At 64.4% G+C, this 14,957-nt stretch carries 18 protein-coding genes; 11 read left to right on the plus strand and 7 right to left on the minus strand.

The window, feature by feature from the left end; genetic code table 11:
* Nucleotides 1-24 precede the first annotated feature (24 nt).
* Nucleotides 25-834, minus strand: a complete 810-nt coding sequence (locus tag ASC78_RS05470) for an IclR family transcriptional regulator (protein ID WP_055797579.1) — start codon at nt 832-834, stop codon at nt 25-27.
* 170 nt (nt 835-1,004) lie between these two features.
* Here ASC78_RS05470 and ASC78_RS05475 point away from each other — a divergent pair, with 170 nt between their 5' ends.
* From ASC78_RS05475 to ASC78_RS05520, 10 genes are read left to right on the plus strand one after another with little or no spacing between them, the layout of a single operon-like run.
* Complete coding sequence (locus tag ASC78_RS05475) at nt 1,005-1,997, plus strand: Bug family tripartite tricarboxylate transporter substrate binding protein (RefSeq protein WP_235504995.1); 993 nt, start codon at nt 1,005-1,007, stop codon at nt 1,995-1,997.
* Nucleotides 1,998-2,045: 48 nt separating this feature from the next.
* Nucleotides 2,046-2,477 carry a Zn-ribbon domain-containing OB-fold protein gene (locus ASC78_RS05480; protein ID WP_055797582.1) on the plus strand — a complete coding sequence of 144 codons (432 nt, stop codon included), beginning with the start codon at nt 2,046-2,048 and terminating at the stop codon, nt 2,475-2,477.
* A complete protein-coding gene (locus ASC78_RS05485) occupies nt 2,474-3,646 on the plus strand; it encodes a thiolase family protein (RefSeq protein WP_055797586.1) in 1,173 nt (390 codons plus the stop codon). The genes ASC78_RS05480 and ASC78_RS05485 overlap by 4 nt, the downstream gene beginning before the upstream one ends.
* A 33-nt stretch (nt 3,647-3,679) precedes the next feature.
* Nucleotides 3,680-4,489, plus strand: a complete 810-nt coding sequence (locus ASC78_RS05490) for an enoyl-CoA hydratase/isomerase family protein (RefSeq protein WP_055797589.1) — start codon at nt 3,680-3,682, stop codon at nt 4,487-4,489.
* Nucleotides 4,490-4,520: 31 nt separating this feature from the next.
* A complete protein-coding gene (locus ASC78_RS05495) occupies nt 4,521-5,336 on the plus strand; it encodes an SDR family NAD(P)-dependent oxidoreductase (protein ID WP_055797591.1) in 816 nt (271 codons plus the stop codon).
* A gap of 24 nt (nt 5,337-5,360) precedes the next feature.
* Complete coding sequence (locus ASC78_RS05500) at nt 5,361-6,332, plus strand: Bug family tripartite tricarboxylate transporter substrate binding protein (protein WP_055797593.1); 972 nt, start codon at nt 5,361-5,363, stop codon at nt 6,330-6,332.
* Nucleotides 6,329-7,162: an SDR family NAD(P)-dependent oxidoreductase gene (locus tag ASC78_RS05505; protein ID WP_055797596.1), complete on the plus strand. Its 834-nt coding sequence runs from the start codon at nt 6,329-6,331 to the stop codon at nt 7,160-7,162. Before ASC78_RS05500 ends, ASC78_RS05505 begins: the two co-directional genes overlap by 4 nt.
* Nucleotides 7,159-7,656: a nuclear transport factor 2 family protein gene (locus ASC78_RS05510; RefSeq protein ID WP_055797598.1), complete on the plus strand. Its 498-nt coding sequence runs from the start codon at nt 7,159-7,161 to the stop codon at nt 7,654-7,656. The genes ASC78_RS05505 and ASC78_RS05510 overlap by 4 nt, the downstream gene beginning before the upstream one ends.
* A gap of 12 nt (nt 7,657-7,668) precedes the next feature.
* Entirely contained in the window at nt 7,669-8,460 is a 792-nt protein-coding gene (locus ASC78_RS05515) for an SDR family NAD(P)-dependent oxidoreductase (RefSeq protein WP_055797601.1), read from the plus strand.
* A 44-nt stretch (nt 8,461-8,504) separates the two neighbouring features.
* Nucleotides 8,505-8,804 (plus strand): putative quinol monooxygenase, encoded by a 300-nt coding sequence (locus ASC78_RS05520; protein WP_055797604.1) that lies wholly within the window; start codon nt 8,505-8,507, stop codon nt 8,802-8,804.
* Nucleotides 8,805-8,974: 170 nt separating this feature from the next.
* Here ASC78_RS05520 and pyrF read toward each other — a convergent pair whose 3' ends face one another.
* The 3 genes from pyrF to ASC78_RS05535 all read right to left on the minus strand — a co-directional run bounded on the left by pyrF (nt 8,975) and on the right by ASC78_RS05535 (nt 10,589).
* Nucleotides 8,975-9,682 (minus strand): orotidine-5'-phosphate decarboxylase, encoded by a 708-nt coding sequence (gene pyrF / locus ASC78_RS05525; protein WP_055797608.1) that lies wholly within the window; start codon nt 9,680-9,682, stop codon nt 8,975-8,977.
* A gap of 79 nt (nt 9,683-9,761) precedes the next feature.
* Nucleotides 9,762-10,082 (minus strand): low molecular weight protein tyrosine phosphatase family protein, encoded by a 321-nt coding sequence (locus tag ASC78_RS05530; protein WP_055797611.1) that lies wholly within the window; start codon nt 10,080-10,082, stop codon nt 9,762-9,764.
* A 102-nt stretch (nt 10,083-10,184) separates the two neighbouring features.
* Nucleotides 10,185-10,589: a RidA family protein gene (locus tag ASC78_RS05535; RefSeq protein WP_055797614.1), complete on the minus strand. Its 405-nt coding sequence runs from the start codon at nt 10,587-10,589 to the stop codon at nt 10,185-10,187.
* A 157-nt stretch (nt 10,590-10,746) separates the two neighbouring features.
* On the opposite strand from ASC78_RS05535, the gene ASC78_RS05540 reads away from it, so the two are divergent.
* The gene (locus ASC78_RS05540) at nt 10,747-11,679 is read left to right on the plus strand and encodes a LysR family transcriptional regulator (RefSeq protein WP_055797619.1); all 933 of its coding nucleotides are present in this window, start codon (nt 10,747-10,749) and stop codon (nt 11,677-11,679) included.
* Here the strand turns inward: ASC78_RS05540 and ASC78_RS05545 are convergent.
* From ASC78_RS05545 to ASC78_RS05550, 3 genes are all read right to left on the minus strand, one after another.
* A complete protein-coding gene (locus tag ASC78_RS05545) occupies nt 11,676-13,940 on the minus strand; it encodes a putative bifunctional diguanylate cyclase/phosphodiesterase (protein ID WP_200934268.1) in 2,265 nt (754 codons plus the stop codon). The genes ASC78_RS05540 and ASC78_RS05545 overlap by 4 nt on opposite strands.
* Nucleotides 13,940-14,062, minus strand: coding sequence for a hypothetical protein (locus ASC78_RS28235; protein ID WP_268810382.1), 123 nt, complete (start codon nt 14,060-14,062; stop codon nt 13,940-13,942). The genes ASC78_RS05545 and ASC78_RS28235 overlap by 1 nt, the downstream gene beginning before the upstream one ends.
* A gap of 165 nt (nt 14,063-14,227) precedes the next feature.
* Complete coding sequence (locus tag ASC78_RS05550) at nt 14,228-14,857, minus strand: hypothetical protein (RefSeq protein WP_200934269.1); 630 nt, start codon at nt 14,855-14,857, stop codon at nt 14,228-14,230.
* Nucleotides 14,858-14,957: the final 100 nt, after the last annotated feature.

A 14,957-nucleotide genomic window follows, 5' to 3' on the forward strand; every position in this document is an offset into this window, starting at 1 on the left:
GTTGGTGTAAAGAGCCCCCTATGCCTACGCGGGGCGAGATTCCTTGGACCCGGCGCCGCGCCGGGTGGGTGCGGTGCGCGGCGGAAGTGAGGGGCTGCGAGGATGGAAGACCAATGCCTGCACCTCCTTCAGCGCCTGCAGGCAGGCGTCGCGGTGCTGGCGCATGCGGTCGGTCGGTCCGGCAATGGAGAGGGCCAACGGCTCATCTCCGACGTAGCCGGCCACCGCGAGTGCCGCCAGGCCATCGAAGCCTTCGTTCTCGACCCACATCCAGCCTTGTTGGCGCGCCTGTTCGACCTGCGCTTCCAGAACCGCGAGATCGGTGATGGAGCCCGCGGCGATCTGCTTCAGGGGCTTGAGCCGCAATTGGCGCGCAGCCTCCTCGGGGGTGCCGAGAGACAACTCGGCCTTGCCGAGCGCGGACACGTGCAAAGCGATCTTGTTGCCAACGTTCCCCACGTAGCGCAGCGGATGAGTGCCTTCGGCAAAGGCCAGCACCTTCACCACGCCGCCTTCCAGGCGACCGCACATGCCGGTCTCGCCGGTCTTGTCGCGCAGCAGTTCGCAGGCTTCCGAAGCGACCGCATAGAGCGGATCGCCCGCAGAGATGTCCTTCGCAATCGTCAGCAACCGCGCCGTTGGATAGAACCGGCGGCTGCGTGCCGTGCGCAGCAGGTAGCCCAGCTCGTGCAGCGTGTGCAGCAGATCGGAACAACTGCTCTCAGGCAAGTCCATGAGGCGCGCGAGATCCGAGTTGGACAGTTCGCGGCGCTCACGAGCGAAGACTTCGAGCAAAGACATGGTGCGGGCGGCAGCAGGAACAAGTGTGGGCACGGTTACCTCCGGTATTTCGTAGACATGTACGAATCATAGCGAAGGAAATCCATATAACTCAGTACGCAAAACCGACTCAGATCGCGATCGGTCAGTGACTCTTTCCTATTGCATTTCTACGAGAGGTTGAAGTATTCTACGATCAGTCGCGATTCAGCGGCAACAAATAAATGGAGACAAACATGCGCAGAGGTCTGCAGAAACTGGTTGTTCTTGTGGTCGGGTCACTGGCGCTGGGGACGCTCCACGCCGCTGGCGAAGCCTGGCCGACGCGGTCCATCACCTTTGTCGTGCCATTCACCCCGGGCGGCATCACCGACAACACCTCGCGCTTGCTGGCCAAGCTGCTCGGAGCGCAGTTGGGCCAGACCGTGCTCGTGGACAACCGGCCTGGTGCTGGTGGATCGATCGGCGTGGCAACCGCCGCGCGCCAGGCACCGGACGGTTACACCCTGATCTACGGTACTCAGGGCACGCATGGCGCCAATCTCGCGCTCTACAAGAACGTGGGCTACGACCCTGTGAAAGATTTCGTGCCCGTTCACGCACTGTCGGAAACGCCGTTGATGCTGGCGACCCATCCCGCGCGGCCCTACAAGACGGTTTCCGAACTGATCGCCTTTGCCAAAGCCAATCCCGGCAAAGTGACCTTCGGTTCCGCCGGGCCAGGGACGGGGACGCACTTGACGGCCGAGCTGTTCCAGACCGCGGCCGGCATCAAGATGACTCACATTCCTTACAAGGGAAGCAGTCCTGCTTTGACCGACCTGATGGCTGGGAACATCGATGTGATGTTCGACTACCCGGCGGTGATGCTGCCCTTCATCCAGGCACAAAAGCTCAAGGCATTGGCGGTCACCGCCAAGAAGCGGCTTGCCAGTGTCCCGGACGTTCCGGTGCTCAGTGAATTTGGCCTCCCCAACGCCGAATCAACCGCCTGGGGCGCAGTGTTCGTCCCGGCGAAGACACCCCCTGAGATCGTGAAGCGGCTGGGCGATGAAATCGCGAAAGCCATCGTCCATCCCGAAATGCTGCAGAGCACCGAGAAATTCGGCAGCGTCCCACTCACAGGCCTGCGCGACGAGAAGCTCGGTGCCTTCGTGAAGTCGGAGATGACGCGCTGGCGTGAGGTCGTGCAGCAGTCCGGCGCCAAGCTCGACTGAGTTCGCTCCTCGGCTCGTCCCACTTTCCCTGTCATCCCTTCGATTCACATGACCGAACAACAGACTACCTTGAAGCCGCTGCATCCCACGCTCTACGAGCTGGCAGAGGACGGCCATTCACTCGATTTCTTCTTCGTGCAGTGCGGTGCCTGCGGCGCTGTGAGCTTTCCGGCCAACGTGCCGGGCTGCACGCACTGCGGTGACCCGCTGGTCGACGCGCAGAAGCTGAGCCGCCCAGGCGGTGGTGAGTTGCTGGAGTACGTCACGCTCCACGTTCCACTGGTACCGGGCATGGCCGCGCCCAGCATCGCAGGGGATATACGCATCGCCGACGGGATCGTCGAGGAAGGGGTGATATGGGCCAATGACGAGACCTCGCTGCGCCCAGGCATGACGCTTCGAGCGGTTGCCGAGGTGCGTGAAGCCCAGGGTGTCTATGCCTGCCGCTTCGTACCAGCCGACGCCAAGGTGACGCCATGAGTGGTAACACGCTTCCGGCCAGCAACTGGATTGACGCCAGCGGCGGCGTCTACATCGCCGGCATCGGCTTGCACCCCTATCAGTTCCCCAGCGAGACGCCCTACACCCACTTGGGCCTGACGGCTGTACGCGCAGCGCTGGACGACGCGGGCCTGCGCTGGAACCAGGTGCAGAGTGCCTATGTTGGCACGACCTCGATCGGCATGGCCGCCGGGCGCGTCATGTTGCGCCACCTGGGCTCGACCGGCTTGGGCGTGACACAGGTCGAGAACGCTTCCGCCTCGGGCTCGTTCGCATTCCGACAGGCCTGCATGGAGATTGCGACCGGCATGAGCGACGCGGTCCTGGCCGTGGGCGTGGACAAGCACGGCGACGGACGCCGCGCGGCGAACAAGGACGGTTTGGACCGGTTGAGCGACACGGCCACCATCCCTGCCGTCAAGTTCGCGATGATGGCGCGCACCTATCTGCGTGAGCGGGGTGCGAGCGTGGCAGAAATGGCGGGGGTTGCCGTCAAGAACCACGGCAATGCGGCACGCAATCCCTTCGCCCAGTTCCGCAAGCCGCGCACGCTCGAGCAGGTGCTGGCGTCGCCACGCGTGGCGGGAGACCTCACCGTGCAGCAGTGCTGCCCCCGCGGCGAGGGTGCGGCCGCGGTGCTGCTCGTGTCCGGACAAGCCATCCAGCGGATGGGCCTTGATGCGCGTCGGTGTGTGCGCGTGCGCGCCTCGGTGGCCGGCAGCGAGCGCGACGAGCGCCACTATGGCGACGCCGCCATCGAACTCGTGCGCTCCAGTGCCCGGGCCGCCTTCGAACAGGCGGGCATCGCTCCAACGGAACTCGACTTGCTCGAACTGCACGACGCATTCTCGGTGGAGGAGCTGCTGTACAGCGAGGCCATCGGCGTCTGCGAAGCCGGCGAGGGGGCGCGGTTCTTGGCGCGCGGCGACTCGCAGATCGGCGGACGCTGCGCCATCAACGCCTCGGGCGGCTTGATCGGCATGGGTCATCCGCTGGGCCCCACGGGCATCGGCCAGTTGGCAGAACTGACGCGTCAACTGCGCGGCGAGGCAGAAGGGCGACAGCAGCCGCAAGCCCGTTGGGGCATGGCGCACATGATCGGCCTGGGCTCTGTGTCGATCGCGCACGTGCTCTCCGCTTCCACCTGAGCGCCGACGCGTTTCAACACGAGGAACACCTTCATGACTTCCACCGACATTCAAGACCTGGGCACGCTGCTCTACGAAGTGCAGGGCCAGGTTGCCGTGATCACGCTGAACCGCCCCGACCGCATGAACACCCTGGGCGGCACGATGAAGCCCGACCTGGCGCGCGCATTCTTCGAGTTGGCGAGAGGAGACGAGCGTGTGCGCGCGGTGCTGATCACCGGCAGCGGTGACCGCGCCTTCTGCGCCGGCGCCGACATCAAGGAGCGCGCCACCGACGTGGTACGAGGCACCGAGTACTTCGTGCGCCAGAAGGCCACGCACGATCTGTTTCGCAACATCGAAGAATTCGAGAAGCCGGTCGTCGCGGCCATCAATGGCGTGGCGCTGGGCGGCGGCCTGGAGATTGCGCTGTGCTGCGACATCCGGCTGGCCGCGTCGAGCGCGCGCTTCGGCCTGCCCGAGATCAAGCTCGGTGTGATCCCCGCTGCCGGCGGCACCCAGCGGTTGCCGCGGCTCATCGGTGAGGCGCGCGCCAAGGAATTGATCCTCACGGCCGACCTCATCGACGCCGAAACGGCACATCGCTACGGCCTCGTGAGCCGCGTGCTGCCGCCCGCCGAACTGATGCCGGCCTCACTAGAGCTGGCCCGGCGCATCGCGCAGCACCCACCGCTCGCTGTGCGTTTCGCCAAGCGCGCCATCAACCGCGGGATGCAAACGGACCTGGATTCAGGGCTCGAGTACGAGCGCTACGCCGCCGCCATGATCGTCGACAGCGAGGACCGCGCCGAGGGCATGCGCGCCTTCGTCGAGAAGCGCGAACCCCGCTTCACGGGACGCTGATCTCCTACCCGCACACCAACAAAGGACTCACATGCAACTCGGATTGAACGGACAAGTGGCACTCGTCACCGGCGGAGGCCAAGGCGTTGGCCGGCAAATCTGCATCGAGCTCGCGGCCGAGGGGGCCCAGGTCGTCGTTAACGACCTGTTCGCCGATCGCGCCGAGGCCGTGGCGGGCGAGATCACGGCAGCGGGCGGCCGCGCTTGGGCCGCGCCCGCGGACATCACGAAGCAGGATGAGGTCGAGGGCATGGTTGCACGCGCTGCCAGCCATTTCGGGACGCCGGTCACCGTGCTGGTGAACAACGCCGGCATCATTCCCGAACGCCGCGAAAAAGGCGGCCGCACACCGCCGTTCCTTGATATGCCCGTCGCCGACTGGGCCAAGATCGTGAATCTCAATGTCTACGGCACCATGCATTGTTGTCGCGCCGTGCTGCCTGGCATGGTCGAACGCAGGAGCGGACGCATCGTCAACATCATCTCTGAAGCCGGGCGCATCGGCGAAGCGAACATGGCGGTCTATTCGGGTGCGAAGGCGGCCATCGCCGGCTTTGCCAAGGCGCTGGCGCGCGAGCACGGGCGCCATGCGATCACCGTCAACTCGGTGGCGCTAGGCGCGGTATCGCACGAAGGCATCAAGGACGGTCCGCTGAACGTCAACGCCACGCTGGAGAACAACGAACTGCTGGGCAAGATGCTCGGCGCCTACCCGATCTCCAAGGGCGTCGGCCGGCTCTCTCGTCCGACCGATGTGTCTGGATTGGTGACCTTCCTGGCCTCGGACCGAGCGCTGTTCATCACAGGACAGACGATTGGTGCCTCAGGCGGCTTCACCATGATTTGACTTGCCGAATAACCAGACACGCCCATGATCAATCGCCGCATCTTCATGCTTTCCATTGGCGCGCTGCCGCTATCGCGGCCCTCGTTCGCACAGGGCGTCTATCCACTGCGACCCATCACCTTGGTGGTGCCGTTTTCCGCAGGAAGCGTCGTCGATGCGCAAGCCCGTGTGATCGCGCGCGTGCTCAGCGAGCGCCTCGGCCAGCCGATCGTCATCGACAACCGGGTGGGTGTAAGCGGCTCCATTGGGGCCGAATACGTGGCGCGGGCCGCGCCCGACGGGTACACGCTGTTGATCGGCACTCAGGGAACGCAGGGCACCAACAGCGCCCTGTACAAGACGATACGGTATGACCCGATCAAGGATTTCGTTGCCATCCATGGACTGACGGGCAACGCCAACGTGCTGGTCGCAAACCCGGGACGAAATTTCAACACCGTTGCCGAACTGGTCGAGTTCGGCAAGAAGCAACCGGGCAAGCTCAACTTTGGGTCGGGTGGCAACGGTACCTCGGGCCATCTGTGCCTGGAGTTGCTGCAAACCCGCACTGGAGCGCGCTTCACCCACGTTCCGTACAAGGCCAGTTCCGCGGCACTGGTCGACCTGATGGCCGGCAACTTGGACGTGATGTTCGATTTCGTCCAGACGTCGGCACCGCACATTCGCAGCGGCAAGATCAGTGCCCTTGCGGTCACCAGCGCCAGCCGCATCCCGGTCCTGCCGAACGTCCCGACCATGGCCGAAGCGGGTTTCGCCGGTGTGGAAGCGCTCAGCTGGGGTGGCCTGTTCGCACCGGCCAATACCCCGGCCGCCATCGTGAAGCGGCTCTCGGACGAAGTGACTCAGGTCATGAGCTCGCCGGTTGTCAAGGCCGCGCTCGATTCGGCTGCGAGCTTCACGATCGGCATGCCGCACGAGGCGTTCCAGGCCTATGTCGCCAGCGAGGCGGGGAAGTGGACCGAAGTGATCCGCAAGTCCGGAGCCAGTCTCGAATGACGGCGCCGCAGGTCGCCGTTGTCACAGGTGCGGGCAGCGGCATCGGAAGGGAGTTGGCACTCGCGTGTGCGCGCGAAGGGATGAAACTCGTGATTTCCGATATCGAAGCCGCCGCGCTCGCGCAGACGCAGGCCTTGGTCGAAGCAGTCGGGGCCCCCTGCCTCGCGCAGGCCTGCGACGTCTCGAAAGCGGCCGACGTCGAGCAACTCGCGCAGGCGTGCTGGCGCACATGGGGCGGCGTGGATTGGCTCTTCAACAACGCCGGCGTCGCCGTGCTCGGTCCGGCCTGGGAGGCCTCCGAGGCGGACTGGCAATGGGTGCTAGGCGTGAATGTGATGGGCGTGGCAAATGGCGTCCGCAGCTTCGTCCCTCGCATGCTGGAGCGCGGCACGCCGGCACACGTCGTCAATACGTCTTCGGCCGCAGGGCTTGCGACGCTGCCGGGCTCCGCCGTCTATTGCGCCACCAAACACGCCGTGGTGGCGTTCTCCGAGTGTTTGGCCAAGGACCTGGAACAGACTGGCGTCCCGATCGGCGTCTCGGTGCTGTGCCCCTCGCTGCTGCCCACAGGCATCCTTCGGTCGCAGCGCAACCGGCCGGTTTCTCTGGGAGTCTCGGGTCCGACCGCCCCGGCCCACGAAGAGCGGGTACGCGCCGGCATGGCGGCATCCACTATCGACGCCAGCGACGTCGCACGAATGACATTGGAAGCAATTCACGCGCGCCGCTTTTACGTCATTCCACATGCACATACCGGCGCTTCGGTCGAGCGCCGCATGCAACAGATCCTCGGCGACTTCCGCGCCATCCATCAAGAAAGTACGCGATGACAGCACCCGACACCGCCGCATTCGCGGCACTCCAGCGGCAGGTCCACGCCCTCCAGGCTCAGGTCGAACGGTTCGAGAGCATCGAAGCGATCCGCGCGCTGCGCGCGAGTTACCACGAGCTGGTCAACGAGGACGCCGGCCCACGGCTGTACGAACTCTTCGCACCGGATGCGGCGATCGTCTACGGAGGCCGCCCCGAGGTGCGGGGACGCGAGAACATCCGGGCTTTTTTTGCCACTTTCCCCGTTCAGTCGGCGCGGCAGTTCATCCACAGCCATGTTGTTGACGTCCAGGGGGAGCGAGGCACCGGATTCAGCTACCTCGATGGTCGTCCCGTGCGTGACGGCAAGAGCTACTACGTGGTAGGCCGGTTTGACGACGAGTACATCCGCCTTGACGGGCAGTGGATGTTCCAGCGGGTGGTATTGAGCGTGCACTACATGATCGAAGCCGCCGAGCGCTGGGACGAGCTGATCCCACTCAAGAAGAGCTGAACAGGAGCACCAATGAGCTTGCCTTCGCTATTCGATCTGAGCGGTCAACGGATCCTCGTCACCGGAGCCGCGAGCGGCATCGGATTGGCGATTTCCGAGGCCATGCTTGAAGCCGGTGCCGAGGTCATCATGTCCGACCTCGACGCCGAACTGCTCGGAGTCGAGCTGAACCGATTGCAGCCCCACTACTCGAAGGCCAAAGGTTCGCCGCTGGATGTCAGCGATACCGCTGCGGTGGACGGCCTGGTGGATGCGCTGGCGGCGCAGCCTGGCGGCATCGATTGCGTGTTTGCCAATGCGGGCATGAGCGCCGGCCGCGGTTTCTTGGTGGATGCAGGCCGCCTGGAGAACGTTGAAATGGCCGCGTGGGACAGGGTGCTTCGGGTGAATCTCGACGGTGTACTCACAACCATGCGCGCCGCCAGCCGCCACATGAAGCCGCGCGGGCGGGGCCGGATCGTCGTGACCTCGTCGATTGCCGGCTTGCGCGCCGAAGCGCTTTCCGGCTACGCGTACGTCGCCTCGAAGGCGGCGGTCAACAATCTCGTGCGCCAGGCGGCTGTGGAGCTGGCGCCCTTCAACGTGCTGGTCAATGCAATTGCGCCCGGTCCCTTCGCCACCGGCATCAACGGTGGGCGCCTGCGCCTGCCCGAAAGCGTGGAACGCATGCGCAGCTATATCCCCCTGGGTCGCATCGCGCAGCCGCAGGAGATCCAGGGGCTCGCGCTGCTGCTGGCGTCCGCGGCGTCGAGCTACATGACGGGTGCCATCATCCCCATCGACGGCGGCGCCAGCGCCCGCTGACTGCCAATTGCTTTCTTCCCCCATCACCACACGGAGTACCTACGATGATCATCGTGACAGGCCATGCGATTGCGCGCGAAGGCGCCGACGAGGCGATGCAGAAGCTTGCCGTCGAACACGTGCTTCGGTCTCGCGCCGAGCCGGGATGCGTTTCCCATGAAGTGTGCCGCGACGTGCAGCAGCCGCAACGATTCGTCTTCGTTGAACGCTGGCGGGACATGGCCGCGCTGCAAGCCCATTTTCAAGTCGAGGCATCGCGACAGTTTGCGAAGTCCATGGCCCAGCTTTCCGATGGAAGGCCGGAGATGGCGATCTATCAAGCAGAGGCGGTCAAACTGGCCTGATGCGAAATGAGGCACATGCTGTTGATTGCCACCAAAAATTGACCCTCTGGGGTCAGATCGGCGGAATCCAACAGCCGGTCGCATTCTGCCGCGACCGAGGCCAGCGCTGAGCGGCTTGGCGGCGCAGTTCCAAGCTCAGCGAAAGAAATTCCATTCCCGATGAAACGCGATCACAAGGAGACGGCCCCATCCACCTGCGTCTGGATGACAGCAAACGCATCGGCCGGATTCGGCGAGCGAGAGATCGAGCGTCCGATCACGATGTGACTCGCGCCCCAACGTATCGCGTCGAACGGCGTAGCCACTCGTGCCTGGTCATTCTTCGCATCGGTCTGCAGCTGCGTGCCTGGGGTAACGATGAGCATTTCCGGCGGGAGAAGGTCGCGAAGCAGCCGGGCCTCTTCGGCTGAGGCGACCACGCCATGGCAGCCGGTCGCAGCGGCCAGCTTGGCCAGTCGTACGACTTGCTCCGGGACCGTCGTGTCCAAGCCCAATTCCCGGAGGTCTTCATCTCGCAAGCTCGTGATCACCGTCAGCGCCAGCACATTCAACTTGGGGTAGGCGCGAGCAGCTTCCACTGCGGCTCGCAGCACGGCAGAGCCTCCGGATGCGTGAACGGTCACCATCGACGCTCCCAAGGCACCAGCCGCACGTACTGCAGCGGCGACCGACGTGGGTATTTCATGGAGCTTCAGGTCGAGAAAGACTTCCTTGCCGCCCGAAATCAGCTTGTGCACCACGGCCGGGCCTACCGCAGTCAACAGTTGAAGGCCGACCTTGTAGAACCGCGCCGATGGTCCGAGCTGCTCCACCAGTTCGAATGCCCCACTGGCCGAGTCGAAGTCGAGAGACACGATGATATTGTTCTTCTGTGTCATTGCGGTGCAAAGTGAAAGGGTCGTTCGGATGATAAGTGGGCTGCGTCCGGCCGTTCGACCGCGCCTCGCTCTTGCTTCTCTAACGAAGATGTTGACCGACCTTCTGCTGAAGCAGCGCGACGAGCTCAGGCTGCATGAACTCATAGCGATCGGGAACGTCAAGGCACACGATCTTTTTCCCATGCAGCGATGCCTTGAATCGCTGCTTGAGCTTTGCCCGGTGCTGCTTTTCCATCACGAAGATCAGGTCGGCCCATTCAACCTGTTCGGCGCTCAGTACGCAGTCTGCGTCCGGCGCGAGGCCGGCGGAATCCGTCTCGATGCCGGGCGCTGCGAACACGCTTTCGGCGGTGGGGCTGCGGAGCCTGTTCCTGCTGCAGATAAAGAGCACGCGGCGCATCAGTGGTGGTCCGGATGGGAGGGTAGAGCTGATTCTGGCAGACGCTCGACAGGGTGGACCCGACCACCGGAGGTCCTCATCAGCGCCCACTCGCCGGCCAGCTCAGTCCACCCTCGCCTCGGGGAGCTTCGCAATCACCTTGATTTCGAAGTCGAAGCCATAGAGCCACGTCACGCCGACGCCGGTCAGCGTCGGGTGCGGCGCGTTGCCCCAATACTCGGGCACCAGCTTCCAGATTCTCTCGAACTTCGATTCGGGATCGACGATGAAGACGGTCACGTCGATCACGTCGTCGAAGGTGCAGCCTGCAGCCGCAAGCACTGCGTTCAGATTGCCGAATGCGAGCCGGACCTGCGCTTCCAGATCGGGCTCGGGCGAGCCGTCCTCGCGGCTGCCGACCTGGCCCGAAACGAACAGGAAGCCGTTGGAGCGGATCGCCGGCGAATAGCGGTTCTTTTCATAGAGCGCCTGGCGCCCCGGCGGAAAAACGACGTCGCGTGTAGCCATGGATGTTCCTTCCTCTTTCTTGAATGGGCCGAGCCGGCCGGCCCCTGATTGCGATGAAGGGACTCTACGCATCCCCGCCTTGCCGATAAACCAGCAAAGCCAATAATCACTGTTTGCGAATGCCAAACAATCCAGGAAGCATCAGGAGCAGAGAGAGATGGACCGTTTCGATGCAATGCAGGCGTTTGCCCGCGTGGTGGAAGCAGGCAGCTTCACCAAGGCGGCGGAGACGCTTCACATGAGCAAGACCAGCGTGACGCAGCTGGTGCAGCAACTGGAAGCGCGGCTGCGCGTCAAGCTGCTCAATCGCACGACGCGCAAGGTCAACGTCACGGCCGACGGCGCGGCGTACTACGAGCGCGTGGTGCGGCTGCTGGGAGACATGGACGATGCCGAGACCAGCCTGTCCGATGCGTCGGCATTGCCGCGGGGGCGGCTTCGGGTGGACGTGCCCAGTCCGCTTGCGCGGCTGATTTTGGTGCCGGCCTTGCCGGCATTCCACGCACGCTATCCCGACATCCAGCTCGACATGGGCGTGAGCGACCGCATGGTGGACTTGATCGGCGAGAACGTGGACTGCGTGGTGCGCGGCGGCGAACTCACCGACCAGTCGCTGATGGCGCGCCGCGTGGGCGACCTGCAGCTGGGGATCTACGCGGCGCCGAGCTACCTCGAACGCGCCGGCGCGCCCTCGCACCCGCGGGAGCTCGAAAACTCGCATCACCGCGTCGTCGCCTTCCACTGGCCGCGCACCGGCAAGGCCTTGCCGTACACCCTGCACCGCCTGGACGGCGGCGAAAGCCTCCAGGTGCAGGGCCGCTACGTGCTGGCGGTGGACGACGGCAATGCCTACCTCGCGGCCGGCCTGGCAGGCCTGGGCGTCCTCTGGCTGCCGCACTACATGTCCGAGGCGCACTTGTCACGCGGCGAGCTGGTGCCGCTGTTCGACAAAGATTGGCAACTCGATCCGATGCCCATCTACATCGCGTTTCCGCCGAACCGGCATGTGAGCGCCAAGTTGCGCGTGTTCATCGACTGGGTTGCTGCGCTGATGGCGCAGCGTGCGCCGGTGCAGCACCCGCCGCCTTAGGCGCGATGCTTCTTGCGTGGGTCGATCCGCGGGCCCAGCTCGTGTACGGCGCCGGAGCGTGTGCCGACCAAGGTCGCAAGCTGGGAGGGTGAGACCGGGGGACTGAAAAGGTAGCCCTGCATCTCGTCGCAGCCGTTGGCGCGAAAAAATTCCAGCTGCTGCTCGGTCTCGACCCCTTCGGCGATGACCTTGAGATTGAGCTCGTGCCCCAGCGAGATGATGGCCTTGGCAATTGCCTTGTCCTCATCGTCGTCGGGAATGTCACGCACGAAGGCGCGATCGATCTTCAGCCTGGCGATCGGAAAGCGCTTGAGCGCGCTCAGGCTCGAATAGCCGGTACCGAAATCGTCGACGGAGAGCTGCACGCCCATCGCTTGCAGCGCGTTCATCGACAAAAGGGCGCTCTCGAGATCTTCCATGACCATGCTTTCGGTCAGTTCGAGTTCGAGCAAATGGGCTTCGAGTCCGCTGTCTGCGAGCGCCCGCGCAACCTGCTCGATCAAGGTCCGCTCCCTGAACTGCCGCGCCGACACATTGACCGAAACGCCGAAGGTGGGCAGGCCCGCACGCTGCCACGCCATGTGCTGGAAGCAGGCGGTGCGCAGCACCCATTCGCCGATGGGGACGATGAGCCCCGTCTCTTCTGCCAGTGGAATGAATTCCGCCGGCGAGATCACGCCGCGTTCCGGATGCTGCCAGCGGATCAATGCCTCCACGCCGATCACCTGGCCCGATCTCATTTCCAGCTGGGGCTGGTACACGAGGTAGAACTCGCCCCGTGCGATGGCATTGCGCAACTCTTCGCGCATGGCGAGCCGGCCGCGGATGGTGTCGTTCATCTCGGCCGCATAGAACTGGAAGGCGTTTCGCCCCGCCTCCTTGGCACGGTACATCGCGGCGTCGGCGTTCATGACCAAGGCGTCGGCATCGGCGCCGTCCGCGGGATAGGTGGCCACGCCCATGCTGGCCGTGACCTCGACCGCCTGGCCCCTGATCTGAACGGGCCGCGCAATGGCCTCGAGCAGCCTTTGCAGGGCCGGGGTGATCTCCGTGCCCTGTCCTGGCCGGTCGTACAGAACGATCACGAACTCGTCGCCGCCTGTGCGCACCACCGTGTCCACGCTGCGCAGGCACTTGCTCATGCGTGCCGCCATGACCTTCAGCAATTCATCCCCGGCCTTGCGGCCGAGACTGTCGTTGACCAACTTGAAGCCGTCGAGGTTGATGAACACCACCGTCATCAGGCGGCCGTATCGATCCGCATACGATATGGCCTGCTTGAGCCGGTCCTCCAGCAGCGCGCGGTTCGGAAGCCCCGTCAACGCATCGTGGGTGGCCTGATGCTTCAAGGTGTCGGCGCTGCTCTGCAGCAGCACATTGGAATTCTCGATCGACTCGGCCATCTGGTTCATGGCTCTTGCCAGGACACCGAATTCATCGTCGCGGCCTTGCTGCGCCCTTGCGCTGAAATCTCCCGAGGCCACGCGCCGCGAAAAGGCGATGAGCTGCGCGACGGAGCCCGCGATGCGCAGCGAGACGATCCTGGCGACCACGAGGCCCATGACGGCGGCCAGCACGATCATGGCAATGGCAGCCCAGCGCGAGAAACTGGCTGCGCGCGCGACATCGCTTCTTGTCTGCAGAGCTTGCTTGCTCGCCGCGGTGTGCAGGGCTTCCACCGACGACTCGACGGCCACCGCCGCGTCCACGTAGCCTTGGCGAGACGTGCGTGCCGAACTGAGATTGCCTTCCTTGCCGCGCTGCTTGAGGAAGGCGAGAAACCCGTCCTCGTATTGCTGCGTTTGCGCCTCGATCCGGTCGACCCGGTCGCGAAACTGTGCATCGGTCGAGATGATCCGCAGGCTGGAAAGGTACTCGCGCATGTCCAGCAGATGGTTCCGCATGGCCGGCAGGGAGCGCGCGCTGGCCTCCGCCACGCCGAGACGGTCCACCGACAGCAGCAGTTCGTTTTCGGCGTCGCGCGCCTTGTACATCGCGAGCGAACTGCGCAGGCTCAGTTCGGCCATCCGGCTGTCGCTGTTCAGCAGCTTGTCGATGGCGGCCGAGGACCGCTGCTCGCTGAGATAGAAGGCAACGCCCAGTGCGAGCATCAGCGCGATGACGACGCCGAAGCCGAGTGCGATTTCCGCCCGCAGGGTGAGCGGTTTTCTCCACCACGCAAAGCCACCCAGGAACCCGCTCGATCGCGGCCTGCTCCTGGACCCTCTTTGTCGGGGTGCGTCACCGCTTTCGCTCTGCATCACACGACCTGCTCGGCATGCGCCGCCAGCGGGAGCGCTGCAAAGCGCCATGTTGCGACGAGCCTCAGGGGTGCCTTTTTTTTCATGCCGTGCGGTTTGTTCTGACTGGCGTCGGAGTTCATTAGACCCTCGATGCATCGTCGCAGCCGACTCATTCCATGCGGGATATCCCTGCCGAAAACCATCGAATCCGCGCGACCCGCGCAAGTGTTTACGCGGAAAGTTCTATAGCAAAGCCGGGTACGTAATCACATCGTTTGAAGCGAGTACGCAGCTCATTCCGCACGTCATTGACGGGTTGCCGCATCGGGCTCGCTGACCGACGCAGGGATACTGTCAGCCGAAGGCCCGACGGGACCGGCGAGCGGTTCGCTCTCGGATTCACTCTCGGAAGCCCTGCCGCTCATCTCCTCGTGTGCGGCCGCAAGACACTGGTTTGCCGTTGCCCACGCGCGCTTCACCAACTCCCGGTCGAGGGCATCGGGCGGCGGCCCGAGATCCCGGAAGAACGCGATGCGTTTGGCGTGCAACTCGGTTTCCGCGCGGCGCGCGTGTTGTTCCAGCTCCTTCCACACCCGCAGGTAGGTCACGGGCGCGGGCACGGGCGGATGCGCGACCGGAAGAACGAGGCCTTGCCCGCTTTTGGCAGCCGAATGGTTGTCGGCGTCCTCCTTGGCGCGCGGCGAAGCAATCGCGGCCACCGACTCTTCGCTGCTGCCGGCAGCAAACCATCGAAAGGTATTGGCCCGCCTGCCGAAGCGGCCGGTGGTCCGCACGAACAGATAGCCCGATGTCACGCTGCCGAGCGCATCGACGGGAATGCCCGCTCGTCGAAGCGTCTCGACCAGCGCACGCCCCTTCACGCCCGAAGGCAGCTTCAAGGTGACGGTCGCCTCATGAGCCGTCCGGTTCTTCATGGTCTTGGGCTTGTTCGACACCGCTGCGTGCCGGATGTTTCTCAGCCTGCGCGCGCGAGGGGCGGCCCCTGTCGGACGGCGCCGACGCCTTGGGTAGGTT

Source organism: Variovorax sp. Root318D1, from assembly GCF_001424835.1.
GTDB lineage: Bacteria > Pseudomonadota > Gammaproteobacteria > Burkholderiales > Burkholderiaceae_C > Variovorax.

Coding starts and splice junctions, on each gene's coding strand:
- ASC78_RS05475 (WP_235504995.1), top strand. CDS start 1,005: ATGGAGACAAACATGCGCAGAGGTCTGCAGAAACTGGTTGTTCTTGTG.
- ASC78_RS05480 (WP_055797582.1), top strand. CDS start 2,046: ATGACCGAACAACAGACTACCTTGAAGCCGCTGCATCCCACGCTCTAC.
- ASC78_RS05485 (WP_055797586.1), top strand. CDS start 2,474: ATGAGTGGTAACACGCTTCCGGCCAGCAACTGGATTGACGCCAGCGGC.
- ASC78_RS05490 (WP_055797589.1), top strand. CDS start 3,680: ATGACTTCCACCGACATTCAAGACCTGGGCACGCTGCTCTACGAAGTG.
- ASC78_RS05495 (WP_055797591.1), top strand. CDS start 4,521: ATGCAACTCGGATTGAACGGACAAGTGGCACTCGTCACCGGCGGAGGC.
- ASC78_RS05500 (WP_055797593.1), top strand. CDS start 5,361: ATGATCAATCGCCGCATCTTCATGCTTTCCATTGGCGCGCTGCCGCTA.
- ASC78_RS05505 (WP_055797596.1), top strand. CDS start 6,329: ATGACGGCGCCGCAGGTCGCCGTTGTCACAGGTGCGGGCAGCGGCATC.
- ASC78_RS05510 (WP_055797598.1), top strand. CDS start 7,159: ATGACAGCACCCGACACCGCCGCATTCGCGGCACTCCAGCGGCAGGTC.
- ASC78_RS05515 (WP_055797601.1), top strand. CDS start 7,669: ATGAGCTTGCCTTCGCTATTCGATCTGAGCGGTCAACGGATCCTCGTC.
- ASC78_RS05520 (WP_055797604.1), top strand. CDS start 8,505: ATGATCATCGTGACAGGCCATGCGATTGCGCGCGAAGGCGCCGACGAG.
- pyrF (WP_055797608.1), bottom strand. CDS start 9,682: ATGACACAGAAGAACAATATCATCGTGTCTCTCGACTTCGACTCGGCC.
- ASC78_RS05530 (WP_055797611.1), bottom strand. CDS start 10,082: ATGCGCCGCGTGCTCTTTATCTGCAGCAGGAACAGGCTCCGCAGCCCC.
- ASC78_RS05535 (WP_055797614.1), bottom strand. CDS start 10,589: ATGGCTACACGCGACGTCGTTTTTCCGCCGGGGCGCCAGGCGCTCTAT.
- ASC78_RS05540 (WP_055797619.1), top strand. CDS start 10,747: ATGGACCGTTTCGATGCAATGCAGGCGTTTGCCCGCGTGGTGGAAGCA.
- ASC78_RS05545 (WP_200934268.1), bottom strand. CDS start 13,940: ATGCAGAGCGAAAGCGGTGACGCACCCCGACAAAGAGGGTCCAGGAGC.
- ASC78_RS28235 (WP_268810382.1), bottom strand. CDS start 14,062: ATGAACTCCGACGCCAGTCAGAACAAACCGCACGGCATGAAAAAAAAG.
- ASC78_RS05550 (WP_200934269.1), bottom strand. CDS start 14,857: ATGAAGAACCGGACGGCTCATGAGGCGACCGTCACCTTGAAGCTGCCT.